Source organism: Streptomyces sp. NPDC059740, from assembly GCF_042733155.1.
Classification (GTDB): Bacteria; Actinomycetota; Actinomycetes; order Streptomycetales; family Streptomycetaceae; genus Streptomyces.
Genome location: NZ_JBHWGP010000050.1, coordinates 1 through 18,604 on the forward strand (window position 1 = coordinate 1; position 18,604 = coordinate 18,604).

At 73.6% G+C, this 18,604-nt stretch carries 15 protein-coding genes; 2 read left to right on the forward strand and 13 right to left on the reverse strand.

Annotated features, from left to right (window positions below):
- Positions 1 to 44 precede the first annotated feature (44 nt).
- The 11 genes from ACFV3R_RS31580 to ACFV3R_RS31630 all read right to left on the reverse strand — a co-directional run bounded on the left by ACFV3R_RS31580 (position 45) and on the right by ACFV3R_RS31630 (position 12,838).
- Positions 45 to 962 (reverse strand): alpha/beta hydrolase family protein, encoded by a 918-nt coding sequence (locus ACFV3R_RS31580; RefSeq protein WP_385590302.1) that lies wholly within the window; start codon positions 960 to 962, stop codon positions 45 to 47.
- Positions 959 to 2,485 (reverse strand): kynureninase, encoded by a 1,527-nt coding sequence (gene kynU, locus ACFV3R_RS31585; protein ID WP_385590304.1) that lies wholly within the window; start codon positions 2,483 to 2,485, stop codon positions 959 to 961. The genes ACFV3R_RS31580 and kynU overlap by 4 nt, the downstream gene beginning before the upstream one ends.
- A 137-nt stretch (positions 2,486 to 2,622) precedes the next feature.
- Positions 2,623 to 3,417, reverse strand: a complete 795-nt coding sequence (locus ACFV3R_RS31590) for a tryptophan 2,3-dioxygenase (protein ID WP_385590344.1) — start codon at positions 3,415 to 3,417, stop codon at positions 2,623 to 2,625.
- A gap of 542 nt (positions 3,418 to 3,959) precedes the next feature.
- Positions 3,960 to 4,373: a DUF3151 domain-containing protein gene (locus ACFV3R_RS31595; protein ID WP_385590306.1), complete on the reverse strand. Its 414-nt coding sequence runs from the start codon at positions 4,371 to 4,373 to the stop codon at positions 3,960 to 3,962.
- A 58-nt stretch (positions 4,374 to 4,431) separates the two neighbouring features.
- On the reverse strand, positions 4,432 to 6,231 hold the full coding sequence (locus ACFV3R_RS31600; RefSeq protein ID WP_385590308.1) for an MFS transporter: 1,800 nt from the start codon (positions 6,229 to 6,231) through the stop codon (positions 4,432 to 4,434).
- Between the two features lie 177 nt (positions 6,232 to 6,408).
- Positions 6,409 to 7,431 (reverse strand): class II fructose-bisphosphate aldolase, encoded by a 1,023-nt coding sequence (gene fbaA, locus ACFV3R_RS31605; RefSeq protein WP_385590310.1) that lies wholly within the window; start codon positions 7,429 to 7,431, stop codon positions 6,409 to 6,411.
- Positions 7,432 to 7,626: 195 nt separating this feature from the next.
- Positions 7,627 to 8,193 (reverse strand): orotate phosphoribosyltransferase, encoded by a 567-nt coding sequence (gene pyrE / locus ACFV3R_RS31610; protein ID WP_385590312.1) that lies wholly within the window; start codon positions 8,191 to 8,193, stop codon positions 7,627 to 7,629.
- Positions 8,194 to 8,291: 98 nt separating this feature from the next.
- Positions 8,292 to 9,167, reverse strand: a complete 876-nt coding sequence (locus ACFV3R_RS31615; RefSeq protein WP_385590314.1) for an aldose 1-epimerase — start codon at positions 9,165 to 9,167, stop codon at positions 8,292 to 8,294.
- Between the two features lie 95 nt (positions 9,168 to 9,262).
- Positions 9,263 to 10,297 (reverse strand): SRPBCC domain-containing protein, encoded by a 1,035-nt coding sequence (locus ACFV3R_RS31620; RefSeq protein WP_385590316.1) that lies wholly within the window; start codon positions 10,295 to 10,297, stop codon positions 9,263 to 9,265.
- Positions 10,298 to 10,390: 93 nt separating this feature from the next.
- Positions 10,391 to 12,070 carry a polyamine aminopropyltransferase gene (locus tag ACFV3R_RS31625; RefSeq protein ID WP_385590318.1) on the reverse strand — a complete coding sequence of 560 codons (1,680 nt, stop codon included), beginning with the start codon at positions 12,068 to 12,070 and terminating at the stop codon, positions 10,391 to 10,393.
- A gap of 192 nt (positions 12,071 to 12,262) precedes the next feature.
- Entirely contained in the window at positions 12,263 to 12,838 is a 576-nt protein-coding gene (locus tag ACFV3R_RS31630) for a DUF2617 family protein (RefSeq protein ID WP_385590320.1), read from the reverse strand.
- A 1,114-nt stretch (positions 12,839 to 13,952) separates the two neighbouring features.
- Here ACFV3R_RS31630 and ACFV3R_RS31635 point away from each other — a divergent pair.
- A complete protein-coding gene (locus tag ACFV3R_RS31635) occupies positions 13,953 to 15,119 on the forward strand; it encodes a pyridoxal phosphate-dependent aminotransferase (protein WP_385590322.1) in 1,167 nt (388 codons plus the stop codon).
- A gap of 42 nt (positions 15,120 to 15,161) precedes the next feature.
- Here ACFV3R_RS31635 and ACFV3R_RS31640 read toward each other — a convergent pair whose 3' ends face one another.
- Complete coding sequence (locus tag ACFV3R_RS31640; RefSeq protein ID WP_385590324.1) at positions 15,162 to 15,716, reverse strand: Uma2 family endonuclease; 555 nt, start codon at positions 15,714 to 15,716, stop codon at positions 15,162 to 15,164.
- A 256-nt stretch (positions 15,717 to 15,972) separates the two neighbouring features.
- Between ACFV3R_RS31640 and ACFV3R_RS31645 the strand changes: the two genes are divergently transcribed.
- The gene (locus ACFV3R_RS31645; RefSeq protein ID WP_385590326.1) at positions 15,973 to 17,787 is read left to right on the forward strand and encodes a bifunctional metallophosphatase/5'-nucleotidase; all 1,815 of its coding nucleotides are present in this window, start codon (positions 15,973 to 15,975) and stop codon (positions 17,785 to 17,787) included.
- A 204-nt stretch (positions 17,788 to 17,991) separates the two neighbouring features.
- Here the strand turns inward: ACFV3R_RS31645 and ACFV3R_RS31650 are convergent, their stop codons facing one another.
- Positions 17,992 to 18,519 carry a YbjN domain-containing protein gene (locus ACFV3R_RS31650; protein ID WP_385590328.1) on the reverse strand — a complete coding sequence of 176 codons (528 nt, stop codon included), beginning with the start codon at positions 18,517 to 18,519 and terminating at the stop codon, positions 17,992 to 17,994.
- Positions 18,520 to 18,604: the final 85 nt, after the last annotated feature.

The window sequence follows — 18,604 nt, forward strand, 5'->3', positions numbered from 1 at the left end:
CGTCCACAGGCTGTGGACGAGACACGGAGGCGAGGGCCGGGGCTTCACCCGGCGGCTGCGGCGGCGTCCCTGAGGACACGCGTCACCTGGTGGCAGGCCGGGGTTCCGGGGGTGACGGGGGCGAAGTGGCCGACGCCGGGCAGTTCCAGCAGCGCCACGGGGGCACCTGCCCCCGGTGCCTGGCCGGGGGCAGCCGGCCCCGGTGCCCCGCCCCGCACGCCGCCCGCGCCGGCCACCGCGCCCCGGGCCGCCGGCGTGCCCTGCCCCGCCTCCGCCGGGGGACGCCCCACCGCCGTGGCGTACCGGCGGGAGAAGGCCACGGGCACGACGGCGTCCGCGGTGCCGTGGAGGAGTGTCACGGGGAGGCCGCGGGGCGGGTGCCCGATCGGGTCGGCCTCGGCGATCCGGTCCTCCAGCCCGGGGCCCGGCCCGCAGAACGCGGCCACCGCTCCGTCGCTGAGGGCCGACTCGTGCGCGGCCACCAGGTCGGCGACGGGGGCGACGGCCACGACGTGGTGGACGGGCAGCCCGCGGCCGGCACCGGACAGCACCAGGTGTCCGCCGGCGGAGTGCCCCAGCAGGAGGACGGGGCCGGTGGCCACCTCGGCGCATGCCGAGACCGCCGCGGTGACGTCCTCCAGGGTGACCGGCCACCCGCCGCCCGACCCCACCCGCCGGAACTCGGGGAGCGCCACCCGCATCCCCTCGCCGGCGAGCGCACGGGCGAACGGCGAGAGGTGGCCGCGGTCATAGGCCGCCCGCCAGAAACCGCCGTGCACCAACACCACCAACGGCGCTGCGGCAAGGGGCTGTTGCGGCTCGTACCAGTCCAGCCGCTGGTCGGGGTGGGGGCCGAGGACCTGCACGCGGTCCGGCTCCACGGGGGGCAGCTCCAGCAGGGCCGCTTCGTCCGCCGCCACAGCCGCCGCTTCGGCTGCCGGCACGGCACCCACCTCGCTCACCGGTCCCCCTCCGACGCGTCCGCCAGGCCGCCGCCCACCGTCCCTGCGGGCCGGTCCTGCCCGGCGAGCACCTCGCCCAGCACGCGGGCGGCCCGTTCCACGTCGGCGAAGGAGGTGTACAGCGGTGTGAGACCAAAACGCAGCAGGTCCGGCGGACGGAAGTCGCCCACCACGCCGCGCCGGCAGAGTTCCGCCATGACCGCCTCGGCGGACGGGCAGGCCAGGGTGATCTGGCTGCCGCGTTCGTCATGGGCCGACGGCGTCACGCAGCGGACGGTGCCGGGCGGCGTGTGGGCGGCCACGCACTCCAGGAAGAAGTCGCCGAGTTCCAGGCTCTTGGCGTGCACGGCGTGCAGGTCCACCCCGTCCCACACCTCCAGGGCCGCCTCCAGCGCCAGCATCGACAGGATGTCGGGCGTGCCCACGCGGCCCCGGGTCGGACCGGCGGCAGGGGTGTGCCCGCTCTCCATCGCGAACGGGTCGGCGTGCGAGGTCCAGCCCGGCAGCGGTGAGTCGAACCGCTCCTGGTGCCGGGAGGCCACGTACAGGAACGCGGGGGAGCCGGGGCCGCCGTTGAGGAACTTGTAGGTGCAGCCGACCGCCAGGTCCACGCCGTGCGCGTCGAGTTCCACGGGCAGGGCGCCGGCGCTGTGGCACAGGTCCCACACGGCGTAGGCGCCGGCGGCGTGCAGCGCGGCCGTGATGCCGGCCAGGTCGTGGCGGCGCCCGGTCCGGTAGTCGACGTGGTTGACGAGCGCCACGGCGGTCCGCTCCCCCGCGGCGGCGGCCAGTTCGCCGGGGTGCACCGCCCGGACGGTGCACCCGGTCAGCCGGGCCGCGGAGTCGGCCAGGTATCCGTCGGACGGGAAGGTCGCGGCGTCGAGCAGGATCTCGTCCCGCGGTGGCGAGGCGGGGTCGGCGGCCCGGTCGGACTGCGCCATCCGCACCGCGGCCACTACCGCCTTGAAGACGTTGACGCTGGTCGAGTCGCCCACCACGACCTGCCCCGGGGCGGCGCCGAGCAGCGGGGCGAGGCGTTCGCCCACCCGCTCGGGCGCCGTCCACCAACCGGACTCGGTCCAGGAGCGGATGCGCAACCGTCCCCACTCGTGGCCGACGACCTGCGCCAACCGCCCGGCCACCGACCGCGGCAGCGCACCGAGGGAGTTGCCGTCGAGGTAGACGACCGGGGCCCCCGGCCCGTCCCCCTCGCCGTCGTGACCCGCCGTCGCAGCGGGCCCGGGCCCGGCTCCGGTCCGGTCTCCGGCCGCGTCCTCCAGGACGAACCGGTCCCGGAGCGGTGCCAACGGGTCCTTCGCGTCCCGTTCGGCGGCCTCCACCGCCAGTGCACCGGCACCCGACCGCCCCGTGCCGCTCCCGGCCCGGGTGCCGGTACCGGCCTGGCTCGGCGTCTCCCTCCCCGGTCCTCCCACCGCTCCGCTCCTCGCTGCTTCGGTCGTGGCCGCAGCGGCTCTCGCCGGGCCCGTCCCGGCTCCCACTCCCGCATCACTCGTCTCAGGCATGCCGGCACTCTCGCACTCGCTGCCGCGGGCCCGCTCCTGCCCCGGCCGCCGCGCTCGTCCCCGATTCCGGTCCCGGGTCCGCTTCCGTCCCGGCGTCCTGCGGCACCGGACGCCTCCGCCTCGGCACAGGCCTCGTCTCAGACATGGCCGCGCGCCGTCCACAACTCGGGGAAGACCAGCTTCGCGGCACGTTTCTCCAGCCACGCCACTCCCGCCGAACCGCCGGTGCCGGGTTTCGCGCCCATGGCCCGGCGGGTGGCGACGAGGTGGTCGTTGCGCCAGCGCCACACCAGTTCCGCCACGTCCGTCAGCGTCTCGCCGAGTGCCACCAGGTCGTCGCCGGGCGAGCGGCGGTAGATCTCCACCCAGACCGCCTCCACGGCGGGGTCCGGGTCGTGGCGGGCCGTCACGTCGCGCCGCAGGACGTGGTCGGGGACGGCGAACCCGCGGCGGTGCAGGTAGGCCAGCACCTCGTCCCACAGGCTCGGTTCGTGCAGCGCCTTGCTCAGTTCCGCGTACTCCCGAGGCGCACCCCGGTGGGGCACCAGCATGGACGCGGACTTCTCCCCGAGGAGGAACTCCACCCGCCGGTACATCGTCGACTGGAAGCCCGAGCCGTCGCCCAGTGCCCCCCGGAACGCGTCGAACTGGGTGGGGGTCAGCCGGGCCAGGGGCTGCCAGGCGGCGTTGAGGGCCTGGAGCGTGTACGTCGACCGCCGCAAAGCGGCCATGGTCCGGGGCAGGTCCTCGCTGCGCAGCGCCTTCGCGGCGGTCTGCCACTCGTGGACGAGGAGGGTGAACCACAGCTCCATGACCTGCGTGGTGACCAGGAAGGCCATTTCGCCGGGGTCGTCGGAGAGCGGCTCCTGGAGGTGGGTGAGCAGGTCGGCGTGGACGTAGTCCTCGTAGGGGGTGGTGCCCTCGGCCCCGATCCCGAGGTCCGGGTCGAGGCTGTGGTCCGCCGGGTTCCGCGAGTCCGGGTCCTGAGCGCCCGGACTCTGCGAGGCCGGAGCTGTGCGGCCCGCGTTGTGGGAGCTTCGGCTCCGGGCGCCCGCCTCCTGCGGGCTGCCCGCGTCCGGTGGGCTGCCCGGGCCGAACGGGCAGCCGGACTGTGACGCTCCGGCGCCGCGCCCCGGCGGGGATCCGGCTGCCGGCTCTGCTCCGGACGGGTGACTGCGGCCGGTACCGCCGGCCGGTGGTGACTGCGACATCCCGGACTCCTCTGGTGGGTCGCTCCTCCGGGTGGCGGTCCGCTCCTGCCTCCTTCGGCGGTGTGGGAGCTCCGGTCCCCTCTCAGGGGGCCTTGCCATATGCCCGCCCGGGTCGGACGCTCATATGGCAAGGACCCCTCAGGCCCCGCGGGGGCCTGCACGCATCATGCGGAGTGTCCGGGGACATGGCAAGGGCCGGCCGCGGGTGGCGGCCGGCCCTGTCGCGCCGGTCGGCGGGGCCGGAGCCCCGCGCGGGAAGCCGCTCAGGTGAGGGTGGCGGCCGCCGCGGGCGAGGAGTCCTTCAGGAACTGGCTGCACCGCTCGTACTCGGCCTGCTCGCCGATGGCCTCGGCGGCACGCGCGAGGGCGTGCAGCGCCCGCAGGAAACCGCGGTTCGGCTCATGCTCGAACGGGACGGGGCCGTGCCCCTTCCACCCGGCACGGCGCAGTGCGTCGAGGCCCCGGTGGTAACCCGTACGGGCGTAGGCGTACGACTCCACGACCCGCCCGGCCTGGTAGGCGTCGTCGGCGAGCTGGGCCCAGGCCAGGGAGGAGGCGGGGTGGCGAGCGGCGACGTCGGCCGGGTCGGTGCCGGAGGCGAGCAGCTCGCGGGGGCCCGGGTCGTCGGGCAGGTGCGTGGGGGGAGGTCCCCCCAGAAGGTTCTCGTGAATGGGCATGGGTTCCAGTCTGCCCCCTCACCGCACCGGCCGGTACGGGGTACCGCGAGCCGCCGCGTCACTCCGCGGTGGGAGCCGGTGCCGCCTCCCCCCGACGGCCGTCTCCGGGGTTGAGCGGGGGCGCGCTGACACCGCAGTGGTAGCGGCAGGCGGGCGCGCCGGCGGCCTCCTGCGCCGCCGCCTCCGCATCCCGGGCCGCCTCCGCATCCCGGGCCGCCGCCGCACCCCGCGCCTCCGCGCCCTGGGCCGCCGCCGTACCCGGTGCCTCGGCCTCCTCGGGCGTCTGCGGGCGGAGGGGCGGCGGCTGCGCCGGGGCCCCGGCAGGGGCCTTCAGGACGTCCGCCCGCACCGTGGCCCACGCCAGCACCGCCCCCACCACGAGCACCCCGGCGCACCAGAACATGGCCCGCCGGTACCCGGCCGCGAACTGGGTCGGCGAACGGTAGGACTCCGGGCCCAGCCCGGCCAGCAGCGGAAGCGCGGCGACCGCCACCAGACCGGCGGCCCGGGCCGCCGCGTTGTTGACGCCGCTGGCCAACCCCGCGCGGGAGACGTCCACCGAGGCCAGGACCGTGGACGTCAGCGGCGCCACCAGCAGCACCATGCCGCAGCCCTGCACCAGCAGCGCCGGCAGCACGTCCTTCGGGTAGGAGGCGTGCGGTCCGATCCTGGTCATCAGCAGCATGCCGCAGCAGCACAGCAGCGGGCCGACGGTCAGGGGGATGCGCGGTCCGATGCGGCGGCCGAGCTCCCCCGAGCGGGCCGAGAACAGCAGCATCAGCAGCGTCGTGGGGAGCAGTGCCGTCCCCGCGACGAGCGCCGAGTAACCGGCCACCACCTGGAGCTGGACGACGGTGAGGAAGAAGAAGCCGCCGAAGGCCGCGTACACGCAGAGCGTCACGCCGTTGACCGCGCTGAACTGCCGCTCGGCGAAGATCTCCAGGGGCAGCATCGGGTCGGGCCGTCGCCGCTCCACCACCAGGAAGACCAGCGCCAGCGCCACCCCGACGACCGCCGGCACGAAGACCCCCGCCGAGGCGCCCCCGGTCGGCGCGGCGATCAGCGCGTACGTCACGCCGCCGAGGGCCAGCGCCGCGAGGAGCGCACCCCGGACGTCGAACCGGCCGTGGTGCGCCGGGTCCCGGGTCTCGGGGACGTGGCGCAGCGCCACCGGCACACACACCGCAGCCAGCGGCACGTTGAGGAAGAACACCCAGCGCCACCCCGGGCCGTCCACCAGCCAGCCGCCGACGAAGGGGCCGACGGCCGCAGCCACGCCCCCGAGCCCCGACCAGGCCCCGACCGCCCGGGACCGCTCCTCGGGCCGGAAGACGGACTGGATCAGGGCCAGCGACCCCGGGGTCAGCAACGCTCCACCGACGCCCTGGAGAGCGCGGGCCAGGACGAGCAGCGTCGCGTTGGGAGCCAGGCCGCACAGCAGCGAGGCCGTGGCGAACCACACCACCCCGGTGACGAAGACCCGCCGCCGCCCGTACCGGTCCCCCAGGGCGCCGCCCAGCAGGATCAGGCCCGCAAGGGTGAGCATGTAGGCGTTGACCGTCCACTGGAGGACGGCGAGGTCCGCTCCCAGGTCGGCGCCGATGCGGGGCAGCGCCACGTTGACGACCGTGGAGTCGAGCAGGGCCATGCCGGACCCGAGGACCGTCGTCAGCAGCACCCACCGCCCGCGCGCCGAGGAGACCTCGATCGTCCCGGGCCGCCCCTCGCCAACGCCGTCCGGGCCCGGGTCGGCGCCCTGCACGCCCTGCCCCGGCACGTCCTCGTCCGGCTGCGAGGCGGCCCGCCCGGGCTCGTCGCCGGCGGGCCCGGAGGTGGGCCGCGGTGCGTCATCGCTCATACGGTGAGCATGCCCAGCGCGCAGCCGTCCGGCCACCGCTGGTCCCACCGGATTCCCACGCGTCAGGGCCCGCCCCCGAAGCCCGGACGTGCCGAGCGGGGACGGGCCCTGGTGGTGCTCCTCGGACGCCCGGTCCTGCCGGCCGTCCGGGGAGCACCTCAGCCTGGTGAGAGCTGCTTACTTCAGCTTGGTGCCGGTGGAGCGCAGGTTGGCGCAGGCCTGGGTGACCCGCTCGGCCATGCCCGCCTCAGCGAGCTTGCCCCAGGTGCGCGGGTCGTAGGTCTTCTTGTTGCCCACCTCGCCGTCGACCTTCAGCACACCGTCGTAGTTGCTGAACATGTGGCCGGCGATCGGGCGGGTGAAGGCGTACTGCGTGTCGGTGTCGAGGTTCATCTTCACCACGCCGTTGTCCAGCGCGGTGGCGATCTCCTGCTCGGTGGAGCCGGAACCGCCGTGGAAGACGAAGTCGAAGGGGGCGGCCTTGCCGTGCTTGGCGGCCACGCCCTCCTGGAGGTCCTTCAGCAGCTCGGGGCGGAGCACCACGTTGCCCGGCTTGTAGACGCCGTGCACGTTGCCGAAGGAGGCGGCCAGCAGGTAGCGGCCCTTCTCGCCCAGGCCCAGCGCCTCCGCGGTGCGCAACGCGTCGTCGACCGTGGTGTACAGCGAGTCGTTGATCTCGTGGCTGACGCCGTCCTCCTCGCCACCGGTCGGGGTGATCTCGACCTCAAGGATGATCTTGGCGGCGACGGCCTTGGCCAGCAGCTCCTCGGCGATGGAGAGGTTGTCGGCCAGGGTCTCGGCCGAACCGTCCCACATGTGCGACTGGAAGAGCGGCTCCTGGCCCTGGGAGACGCGCTGCTCCGAGATGGCCAGCAGCGGACGCACGTAACCGTCCAGCTTGTCCTTGGGGCAGTGGTCGGTGTGCAGGGCGATGTTGACCGGGTACTTGCTGGCGACCACGTGGGCGAACTCGGCCAGGGCGACCGCGCCGCTCACCATGTCCTTGTTGTACTGGCCGCCCAGGAACTCCGCGCCACCCGTGGAGATCTGGATGATGCCGTCGCTCTCGGCCTCGGCGAAACCACGCAGCGCTGCGTGCAGGGTCTGCGTCGAGGTCACGTTGATGGCCGGGTAGGCGAACTTGCCTGCCTTCGCCCGGTCGAGCATCTCGTTGTAGACCTCGGGAGTTGCGATGGGCATCTGTCCGCTCCTTGGGTATGCGGGTGTGCGTTCTGGGCCCTGACCAGAGGTGGCGACCACTCGCCGCCCTCATCTTCCCAGACTCGGGCGTCTCCTCCACCTGCTGTCCGCAGGAGGAGATCCGGGCCCGTCACGCCATGTGAGGTGTTTCACGTGAAACGGGTGACGGCTCGGGAAGGGGGCGGCGAGGACCGGTCACGCCAGGTCGAGGTCGGCCAGCTGGTATCCGGTCAGGTAGGGCAGTCCGGCCTCGGCGATGGCCTCGGACGCGCCACGGTCGACGATGGTGGCCACGGCGACGACCTCGGCCCCCGCCTCGCGAGCGGCCTCGACCGCGGTCAGCGGCGAGCCGCCGGTGGTGGAGGTGTCCTCGACGACGAGCACGCGGCGGCCCTTGATGTCCGGGCCCTCGATGCGACGCTGCATGCCGTGCGTCTTCTGGGACTTCCGGACGACGAACGCGTCGAGGCGCCGGCCACGCGCGGCGGCGGCGTGCAGCATCGAGGCGGCGACCGGGTCGGCACCGAGCGTGAGCCCGCCCACGGCGTCGAAGTCCAGGTCAGCGGTGAGGTCCAGCATCACACTGCCCACCAGCGGCGCGGCCTCGGCGTCGAGGGTGATGCGGCGGAGGTCGATGTAGTAGTCGGCCTCCTTGCCGGAGGAAAGCGTCACCCTGCCGTGCACCACGGCCTTGTCCTTGATCTGCCGCAGCAGCTCGCCTCGTGTGTCGGACGGCACTGCCGCGCTGACGTCGTCGCTCATACGCACGAGCTTAAAGGTCCAGGCGACCGGCGCCCTCCCGGCCCGCCCCCGAGCGGCAGTCGGGGGAGCGGACGCGGGGAGGGCGCCGGTCCGGAGCCTCAGGACAGCCGCTGCCAGCTCCAGGTGGTGCTGATCTCCAGCGGGTCGATGGGCGTGACCAGTCGCGGGGCGGTGTTCAGACCGTTGGGTGGACCGGACTGCGGCTCCACGCAGACGGCCGGCTCCTGCTCGTCGAAGACGACGACCCACTCGCTGCGGCTGGCGACCTTCAGCTCCAGCCGTCCCGGCCAGGTGAGCGTGACGTCGACACCCGCGGGCATCCCGAAGCAGTCGTCCCAGGGGCCGGGGCGGGGGTCGATGCGCCGACCGGTCGGCAGGTGGTCGGGGCCGCGCTCCTCCTGCCACTCGGGGGTGAAGTCGATGCGCACCCCCTCGCCGGCACCGTCCTGGGACCCGTCGGCGGTCTCCAGGTGGCGCAGGAACCACGGATGCCAGCCGGCCTGGGCAGGGAGGGAGTCGGCGGTCGCCTCGACGCTGAGGGTCAGCGTGAGGGAGCCGCCGTCCTCGGCCAGCTCGACCTTCTGGGTGACGGTCCCCGGGTAGGGCCAGGGCTTCGCCGGGTCGTCGAGCGCGTAGGTGAACATCGCGGTGGTGCCGTCCACGAGCGCGGTACGCCACCGCAGGTCGCGGCCGTTGCCGTGGATGGCGTGCGGCGGCGAGTTGAGGGGCATCCGGTGCACCTCACCGCCGTTGCGGAAGCGACCCTCCGCGATCCGGCCGCACCACGGCACCATGGGGAAACAGCCGTACTTCTGCCCCTGTCGCAGCAGCTCGGTGCCGCCGACGCGGAGGCTGCTGACCCGGCACCCGTTGTCCGGGGCGATGGTCACCTCTGTCCCGCCGGCCACCAGCCGCACCTCGTCGGCGGCGGCGCCGGAGGCTGACGGGGTCCCTTGCGTGTCCTGGTTGCTCACGCGTCCGACCCTAGCCAACGCCACCCCGGGCGGCCCCACGACGGCCTGATCCCGAGGCCACCGACCCGCGGCCGGTACGCCCCGGTGGTGCCGGGTCAGCGTCGCCGGCGCAGGATGCGGCTCACGACGACGGCTGAGGCCAGCGCCACGGCGGCGGCAGGCGCGGCCCAGCGCAGGGCGGCGGTCCCCGGGCTCTGGTCGGGGCCCGGCACCGGGGCGTAGCGGCCGCGGGGCGGGGCGTGGTCGACCTCTTCGGCGCTCCGGCCGATCATGGTGCGCCGGGCGTGTGCGGCCTCAGCAGGCGGCTCCCCGCCGTCGGCCGGCCCCTCCTCGCCGCCGGACAGCCCGGCGATCATGTCCTGGGACAGGTCCTCCGCGAGGTCGTCCCCCAGCTCACCGCCCAGCTCGTCGCCCGCGGAGGTGGAGGACTCGGCCGGTGCGACGGGTTCAGCCGCGGCCTCGTCGGCCGGACCGGCGGGCTGCTGCCCGGCCCCAGAGGACTCCCCTGCCCCGGAGGCCGCTGCCGCGTCGCCCGCCGCACCGCCTGCGGACTCCGCTCCGCTGGGTCCGTGCGCCGTGCCACCCCAGGCACCGGGGGTCTCGGCGACCGGCGTCCGCTCCAGGTCCACGGCGAGCTGTTCGGCGAAGCGGTCCAGCAGCCTGCGTCCCGCCGCCTCGACGGTCTCGTGCGGCAGGTCGTCCAGCCGTCCCGAACTGCGGACGGCACCACCGCAGGCCAGCACCGTCCGGCCGTCCTCGCCGGCCCGCAGGCGCACGGTGAGGCCGGCCTCGGCCTTGCCCTCCCCGCGGGCCTCGGTGCCGGTGGCCTCGATCGCCAGCACGACCACGACCGGCTCACCCGTGGTGTCAGCGCTGTCCGCCGGTCCGGACCCGGCGGTGTTGCGTGCCGGGTCCGCTCCGCGCGGCTGGTCGGCGATGCGCAGGCCGAGACTGCCTCGGTAGGTGATGGAGGTGTTGCCCACCCGCAGGCGCAGCCGTCCCTTGAGGGGGCCGGGCCCCGCATCGCCGTCCAGCTGGACGCCGGGCAGGCACCGGGCCACCCGGTCCGGCTCGGTGAGGGCCTGCCGGACCACGTCGACGGGAAACGGAACGTACACCTCGTGCTCCATGTTTCGGAGCCTACCCACCAGGCCGCCGCACCCGACCCGTCCGGCACGAATCACCGGTACGGTCCTGCCCGCGGCCTTCGTGGCGCCAGGTGTTCAGTCCTCGTAGCGCGGACGCAGCAGTGTCGAGGGCGGCAGACGGGTGGGGCGGGAGCGGGAGAGGGCTGCCGCGTCGGCGCGCAGGACGGCGGTGGTGAGGGACCTGAGGTGCGGGCCGCCCCGGGTCAGCCGGAGCGGCGGGGTGGACCGGCCCGCCAGTACGTAACCCCAGCACGAGCCGTCCCGCCCCGCCCCCCGCCGGCACGGCGCCCCTGTCGGTGAGCTGTGGGGGCCGGACCGCCGGGCGACGGCGTAGGGCACGGTCCGCAGTCCGGCAGAGCGGACGGTGGCCTCGACCGTCCAGTAGGCGTGGGCCTCCCGGTGCGGCGAACCGGCGTCCACCACCAGGCGGCCGGCGGGGGCGAGCACCCGGGAGACCAGTCCGTAGAACTCCTGCGAGTACAGCTTGGTGCCGGCGGTGCCGAGCGGGTCGGGCAGGTCGGAGACCACCACGTCGTACCCCTCGGGCGGGGAGCCGGTGCGGGAGGGCCGCCGCAGCCAGCCGAACGCGTCGGAGTGCACCACCCGCACCCGCGGGTCGGTCATCGCCCCGCGGTTCAGCCGCGCCAGGCCGGGGTCGTGCCGGGCCAGACGCACCACGGCCGGGTCGATCTCCACCACCGTCACCGAGGCCACGTCGGGGTACCTCAGGATCTCGCGTACGGCCAGGCCGTCCCCACCGCCGAGGACCAGCACCCGGCGGTGTGGTCCGCTGCTCATCGCGGGGTGGACGAGCGCCTCGTGGTACCGGTACTCGTCGGCGCCGTCGACGCGCAGGTGTCCGTCGAGGTAGAGGGCGAGCGGCCGGGCTCCCGGGGCGCGGCTCGCGCTCCGGCCGTCAGGACCGGTGTCGCCGCCGGTGACCACGACTTCCTGGACGGCGCTGCGCACCGCGACCCGGGGGGCGCCGTAGATCGCCTGCCGCGCCGCACGTTCGAAGGGCCCGGCCAGGGCGAGGGCCGTGAGCAGCACGAAGAGCGCTGCGAGGTTGACCATCAGCAGCCCGCAGCGGGCGCGCCGGGTGAGATCGCGCCGGAAGAGCCACAGCACCAGGGAACCGCCGGCCAGCGCGTTGACCACGCCGGTGAGCAGCACGCCGGTCAGCTGGCCCAGTACCGGCAGCAGCAGGAACGGGAAGGCGAGTCCGCCGACGAGCGCCCCCACGTAGTCGGCGGCGAAGAGGTCCGCCACCGCCCCGCTGAGGTCCTGCCGCCGGATGCGCTGGATCAGCGTCATCAGCAGCGGGACCTCGGCCCCGACGAGCACCCCGGTGGCGAAGGAGAAGCCGACCAGCACCGGCCGGGACGTGCCCAGCCAGGCGAAGCAGGCGAACAGCGCCATGGCCGAGCAGCCGCCCACCAGTGCCAGCCCGGCCTCCACCAGACCGAAGCCGAGGGCCGCCCGGCACCGCAGCCGCTTGGCCAGGAGGGAGCCCACCCCCATGGCGAAGACCATCACCGACAGCACGACGGACGCCTGGGTGACGGTGTCGCCCGTCAGGTACGAGGCCAGCGCCACCAGTTCCAGTTCGTACACCAGCCCGCAGGCGGCGCAGACGAAGACGACGAGCAGCACGAGGAGCCGGCCGAGCGCGGCGGAGACGGGCAGCCGCGCCTGCTCCGCGACCTCGAACGCCGCGGCGGCGTCAGAGACTCGAGGATCGGACACGTCAACCACCCAGTAAACGCTACGTCACGACTCATGCACCATGCGTCACTCACAAGGGTGCAATCTCGCGAGAGGCGCACGCGCGTGCGCACCGATCGACGCTTCCGGAGGGCTTCCGCCCCGGATTGCGGCCGGCCCCCGCACCTCCCGGGCGCCCTCAAGCCGCCCGGGACAGGCCCGAGCCGCGCACCGGGCCGCAGTTCAGCCGCGCCCCGCCCGACCGGTGACCGCCGGGACACCGGAACAGCCGACTCCGGCCGCCACCCGCCCGGACACCCGCCCCGACACCCTCGTCCGGGTGGTCACCAGGGCGCCCTCCTGCGGATACGCGTGCCAGGTGCGCCAACAGGTCCGGCCCTCCCGGTGCTGCGCCAGCATGGCCGTGAACGCGTGGGGCGACCCCGGGAACGTGCCCGCGAGGCCGTAGGGGTGGTCGGCGACGAGGGCCAGCAGCTCCTGGGCCCGCCCGGCGAACGACGCCTCGGAGAGGTGTTCGACGTGGGCGGCGAACTCGTAGTCCCAGTTGCCGACCTGCTCGGCGACACCGAGCGGGAGGGGGGTGCTGCGGCCCGCCATGCAGGCCACGGTCTCCGAACAGACTCCGGTGCCGTCCTCCAGAAGGATCTGGTGCGAGGCCCCGAGGAGACGGAGCTGCACTTTTGAGCCACCGAGCCGGAGTTCGAGTTCGGCGAGCGCGGGCAGCGGCTCCCGGCCCAGCGCCCAGGCGAGGTCACTGGCGCGCGTGTCGGTGTACGTGGTCTTCAGAGAGGTGAGCATGGGTCGACTCCGCAGGCGCACAGGGATGGTGGGCCGGCCCCACGCGGTGGAGGACCAGGTTCACGGCTGACCGCCGGTAGTTGCCCACGCAGGTTGGCGAGATGTGGTCTCAACTCCGAGGGAACCACGGATGTCGGCGCTGCACATCGTTTTTACCCATCTTCTCCGGGTTTCCATCCCTCAGAGGGCCCGACAGTTCAGTTGTTCAACCACCGTCCCATGCAACGCTGTTGAGTTGGCCGAAAGCATGTGCCGCCAGCCCTCTACCAGCAGCACGTGCTCCCCGTCGCCACTCACCCCAGCACCTCAGGAGCCTCCCCCACACCCGCCTCCACCGCCGCCACAGGAAGAACCTCCGCCACAGGAGGACCCACCGCCGCAGGAAGAGCTCCCACCACAGGAGGACCCACCGCCACACGAGTGCCCACCGTGGTGACCGCCGCCGTGATGTCCGCCTCCGTGGTGACCGCTGGAGCCGGAGCCGCCGTCGCCGGCCCACCAGCTTCCGCCGTCGGTCGCGGCACCCCCGGCCGCGGCGCCCCCGCCCCAGTTACGGCCGCCCTTCCCGCCCTTTCCGCCGCGCCGGCCCGACGCCACGGCGACGATCCCGATCACCACCACGATCCCGATGACGATGACGAATCCCATGCGCTTCCCCCGTTGTCTCTCGTGCCTTCCTGCATCCGCACCGCTCCCCGGCCGCGTGACGTCGCCGCGTGGGTGACATCGCCGCGTGGGCGACATCGCGACGTGGGTGACATCGCCGCGTGGGGGTGTGCCCGGGGGCCCGCACCCAGTGCGGGCCCCCGGCCCCCGTCCCCCCGCTCCCCCGTCCCCCGTCCCCCGACTTGCGTGACAGGGGCATGCCCGCGCCCTGTCCCCCTCAAAGCGCAGTTGAGCAACTCCAGAGCTTCCAGCCGGTGTTGTCCCGGCGTGCGTCCCGGCCCGGAGCACGCCCGGGCTGTGGCGGAACGGCCGCGGACGGAGAGTGGGAGCATGTCCGTGTACGACCCCGAGGAGGTACCGACGTCCCGGCGGACGGCCGCGGACGGGCGCCAGCCCGGGCCGGAGGGCGTCCGGGGGGTGCCGGTCTGGACGGCAAGGATGGTGGGACATGGGTGGCAGGCCGCTGCTGAACCGCAGGCTGGACGGGCACGGGACGACGATCTTCGCCGAGATGTCGGCGCTGGCCCTCCGGACGGGCGCGATCAACCTGGGGCAGGGCTTCCCCGACACGGACGGCCCCGAGGAGGTCCGGGAGGCCGCGGTCCGAGCCCTGCGCGAGGGCCGCGGCAACCAGTACCCGCCGGGGCCCGGGGTTCCCGAGCTGCGCGCGGCGATCACCGAGCACCAGCACAGGTTCTACGGTCTCGACTTCGACCCGGACACCGAGGTCCTGGTCACCGCCGGGGCCACCGAGGCCATCGCCGCCACGCTGCTCGCCCTGCTGGAACCGGGTGACGAGGTCATCGCCTTCGAGCCGTTCTACGACTCCTACGCCGCCTGCATCGCCATGGCCGGCGCGGTCCGCGTCCCCCTCACCCTCCACGCCCCCGACTTCCGCCCCGACATCGACGCCCTGCGGGACGCCGTCACCCCCCGCACCCGCCTGCTGCTCCTGAACTCGCCGCACAACCCCACCGGCACCGTCCTCACCCGCGAGGAACTCGCCGCCATCGCCGAGCTGGCCGTCGAACGCGATCTGCTGGTCGTCACGGACGAGGTCTACGAGCACCTCGTCTTCGACGGCGAGCACGTGCCGTTGATCTCGCTGCCCGGCATGCGCGAGCGGACGGTGTCCATCTCCTCCTCGGGCAAGACCTTCTCCTTCACCGGCTGGAAGGTCGGCTGGGTCACCGGCGCCCCCGCCCTGGTGACCGCCGTCCGCACCGCCAAGCAGTACCTGACGTTCGTGAGCGCCGGCCCCTTCCAGTACGCCGTCGCGGAGGCCCTCCGCCTGCCCGACACCTACTTCGCCGGCCTGACCGAGGACATGCGCGCCAAGCGGGACCTGCTCTCCGGCGGTCTCGCGGACGCCGGTTTCGGGGTCCACCGGCCGCAGGGCACGTACTTCGTCACGACCGACATCGCGCCGCTGGGCGAGAAGGACGGCTTCGCGTTCTGCCGCGCCCTGCCCGAGCGCTGCGGCGTGGTGGCCGTCCCCAACGCCGTCTTCTACGACGACCCGGACGCCGGCCGGACCCTGGTGCGGTTCGCCTTCTGCAAGCGCACCGGCGTGCTGGACGAGGCGGTGACCCGGCTCCAGGGGCTGGCACCCTGACCCGCGCTCCGCCCCGGCCCCCCGGCCCGACGCCGGGGGCCGTCAGCCCGCGTCCCCCTCGGGCGTCGGCCTCGGAAGCTCGTCGAGGTCGAGGGTGAAGGTACGGCCGTCGGCCAGGGGGATGGGAAGCTTGCCCGTGCCGTACTTGTGGGTGTGCGCCGCGATGTAGCCGGTGCCGGTCGGCTGGGTGTGCAGGACGACCTCCTGGGCGTAAGGGTCGACCACCAGGTAGACGGGGATGCCGTAGCGGCCGTACTTCGCGGTGCAGTCGTCGTAATCCCTGCGTGCGGAGGAGGTCGAGACGACCTCGGAGATCAGCAGGACGTCTTCGAAGCTGTAGCGCCTTCCCTCCCGGCGGGCGTCCTCCCGGAGGATCGCCAGACCGGGGGCGGAGTTCTCGTCGGCGGGAAAGTCGATGGAGACATCCGATGCGGTTTTCGCATGGCGTCCGAGAGACACGATCGTGTCGTACTGCATCGACTTGATCGTGCTGGAGAGCTCGAAGCTCTGCGGAGTCATGATCACCTTTCCGTCAGCTCCGCACAGGACCGTGTATCCCTTGGGGAACTCCGTGTGCACGATCGCATCGACGCTCATGGACGGCTCCTTCCCGTTCGTGGTCAGGGTACGACCGACACAGGGCCGTGTCGTCGCACGCATCCGGGCCATGCCGCACCCCCCGGGACCGCCACCCGGCACCGGCGGCTCCCCCGGGACCGTCCCCGCGCAACCCCTGTCGCCCCCACCGTCCCATGGGCCAGAATCTACGCGCGTCACCACCCCAGCCCGCACCGCACAGTCGTCCCCCGGGTGAGCGCGCCGGGCGGCGGCAGCACCCACAACAGGAGATCGGATGCCCCTCAACCGCAGGGACTTCATCAACCGCTCGGCCGTCACCGGCGCGGGCCTCGCCCTGGCCGGCACCGCCGAGACCGTGGCCGCGGCGCCCGCCGGGGCCGCCACCCGCCACGGCCACCGGCCGAAGACCGCCTCGCTGCGCGTACTGGGCACCACGGACCTGCACGGTCACGCCCTGAACTGGGACTACTTCACCGACGCCGAGTACGACGACGCCGACCACAACGACGTCGGCCTCGCCAAGATCGCCACCCTGGTCGCCCAGGCGCGTCAGGAGAAGGGGCACGAGCGCACCCTCCTGCTCGACGCCGGCGACATCATCCAGGGCACCCAACTCTCCTACTACTACGCCCGCGTGGAGCCCATCACCGGCACCCGGAGCGGTCCCCGCCACCCCATGGCGCTGGCCATGAACCACCTGCGCTACGACGCCGCCGCCCTCGGCAACCACGAGTTCAACTACGGCCTGCCGCTGCTCCGCGCCTTCCAGGAGCAGTGCGACTTCCCGCTGCTGGCCGCCAACGCCGTGGACGCCACCTCGCTGCGGCCCGCCTTCCCCCCGTACGTGGTCAGGCGGGTGCCGGTCGAGGGCGGCCCGGACGTGAAGGTGGGCATCCTGGGGCTGACGAACCCCGGCATCGCCGTCTGGGACCGGAACAACGTGCAGGGCAAGCTCGCCTTCCCCGGCCTGGTGGAGCAGGCGAAGGTCTACGTGCCCCGGCTCCGTTCCCTGGGCTGCGACGTCGTCTTCCTCGTCAACCACTCCGGCATGGACGGCGGCACCTCCTACGGTGACGCGGTGCCCTACCCGGAGAACGCCTCCTCGCTGGTGGCGGCGCAGGTCCCGGGCATCGACGCGATCCTGGTGGGCCACACCCACGTCGAGCGCCCGCAGACCGTCGTCACCAACGAGGCCACCGGCCGGCCCGTGGTGCTCTCCGAGCCGCTGATGTGGGGGATGCGGCTGAGCGTCTTCGACATCGACCTGACGTGGTCGCGCGGCGGATGGCAGGTCAGCAAGGTCACCGCCGAGGTCCGCAACGCCGCCACGGTGCCCGAGGACGCGGCGGTGGCCCGGCTGGTCAGGGACGAGCACCGGAAGGTGGTCGCCTACGTCAACCAGGTCGTCGGGACGTGCACCGCGACGATGTCGGCCGCCGAGTCGCGGTACCGGGACACCCCGATCGTCGACTTCCTCAACCAGGTGCAGGCCGAGACGGTGAGCGCCGCGCTGGCCGGGACCGAGCACGCCGACCTCCCGGTGCTCTCACAGGCCTCCCCGTTCTCCCGGACCGCCGTCATCCCGGCCGGTCAGGTCACGCTGCGGGACGTGGCCGGGCTCTACGTCTACGAGAACACCCTGGACGCCAAGATCCTCACCGGCGCCCAGGTCAAGGACTACCTGGAGTGGTCCGCGGCCTACTTCACGCAGACCGCGCCCGACGCGCCCGTCGACGTGGACAGGCTGACCGGTGCGAACAACACCCCGGACTACAGCTACGACGTGCTCAGCGGCGTCAGTTACGACATCGACATCTCCCAGCCGGTCGGCTCCCGCATCACCGGGCTCAGCCACGCGGGGGCGCCGATCGACCCGGCCGCGCAGTTCGTGCTGGCGGTCAACAACTACCGCTCGGGCGGCGGCAGCAACTACCCGCACGTCGCCGCCGCCACCTCGGTCTGGTCCTCCTCCGAGGAGATCCGCAACACGATCATCGCCTGGGTGCAGAAGCACGGCACGATCGACCCGACCGCCTTCGGCGCCGACCACTGGCGGCTCACCCGCGCCGGTGTCCCGGTCTTCCCCTGACCCGTGACCCGCCGCTTCCCGTCACCCCGTCCTCCCGTGACACCCCTCTACCCGTGACCGTTCGGGGCTACCCGTGACCGTTCGGGACAGGGAGACGCGACAGGGCCCGGGTCTCCGTGGGTGGAGGTCCGGGCCCTGTCGTGAGCGGGTCGCCGTCCGGCGGCTCCGCGCGGTGGGCGCGGTGGGCGCGGTGCGGCGCTGGGGTCAGCCCTCGTCGTCGGGCTTGTCGTTGCCCTCGATGTCGGCCTCCAGGCCGAGCTGCTCCACGAGCCACTTGTCGAACTCGATGGAGGCGCGCACCCAGCTCACCGTGGAGGAGACGAAGTGCTCCAGGGAGACCCCGGTGCCGATCAGCATGGAGGCCTCGCCGATGAGGCGGACGCTGCCGTCGTCGTGGGTGTGCGTGTAGATCTTGGGCCAGAGGGTCCGGCGGTTCCAGTCGTCCAGCGCGTCGAGGAGCTTCGGGCGGTCCTCGATGGTGTGCGGCCGGTCGTAGAAGGTGCGGACGGAGAAGACCTGCTGCTCCTCGTCGCCACGGAACATGAAGTACGTGCGGAACTGCTCCCACGGGGCGGCGAGGTCGCCCTCGTCGTCTACGACGTACTTCAGCTCCATCTGGTCGAGCAGCTGCTTGACCAGGTCCTGGTCAGGCACGATCGGGCCCTGCGGTCCCGTCGGCTGCGGTTCGGGCTGGCCCCCGAAGTTAGGAATCGAGGACGGGTCGATAGTCACCGTGGAAGTCCCTTCGTGGTGGTCCCTTCCATCCTCCCCCACACCCGCCCCGTCCTGGCAAGCCCGGCCGGAGCCCGTGTCGATC

Coding starts and splice junctions, on each gene's coding strand:
- kynU (WP_385590304.1), bottom strand. CDS start 2,485: ATGCCTGAGACGAGTGATGCGGGAGTGGGAGCCGGGACGGGCCCGGCG.
- ACFV3R_RS31595 (WP_385590306.1), bottom strand. CDS start 4,373: ATGCCCATTCACGAGAACCTTCTGGGGGGACCTCCCCCCACGCACCTG.
- ACFV3R_RS31600 (WP_385590308.1), bottom strand. CDS start 6,231: ATGAGCGATGACGCACCGCGGCCCACCTCCGGGCCCGCCGGCGACGAG.
- fbaA (WP_385590310.1), bottom strand. CDS start 7,431: ATGCCCATCGCAACTCCCGAGGTCTACAACGAGATGCTCGACCGGGCG.
- pyrE (WP_385590312.1), bottom strand. CDS start 8,193: ATGAGCGACGACGTCAGCGCGGCAGTGCCGTCCGACACACGAGGCGAG.
- ACFV3R_RS31620 (WP_385590316.1), bottom strand. CDS start 10,297: ATGGAGCACGAGGTGTACGTTCCGTTTCCCGTCGACGTGGTCCGGCAG.
- ACFV3R_RS31630 (WP_385590320.1), bottom strand. CDS start 12,838: ATGCTCACCTCTCTGAAGACCACGTACACCGACACGCGCGCCAGTGAC.
- ACFV3R_RS31635 (WP_385590322.1), top strand. CDS start 13,953: ATGGGTGGCAGGCCGCTGCTGAACCGCAGGCTGGACGGGCACGGGACG.
- ACFV3R_RS31640 (WP_385590324.1), bottom strand. CDS start 15,716: ATGAGCGTCGATGCGATCGTGCACACGGAGTTCCCCAAGGGATACACG.
- ACFV3R_RS31645 (WP_385590326.1), top strand. CDS start 15,973: ATGCCCCTCAACCGCAGGGACTTCATCAACCGCTCGGCCGTCACCGGC.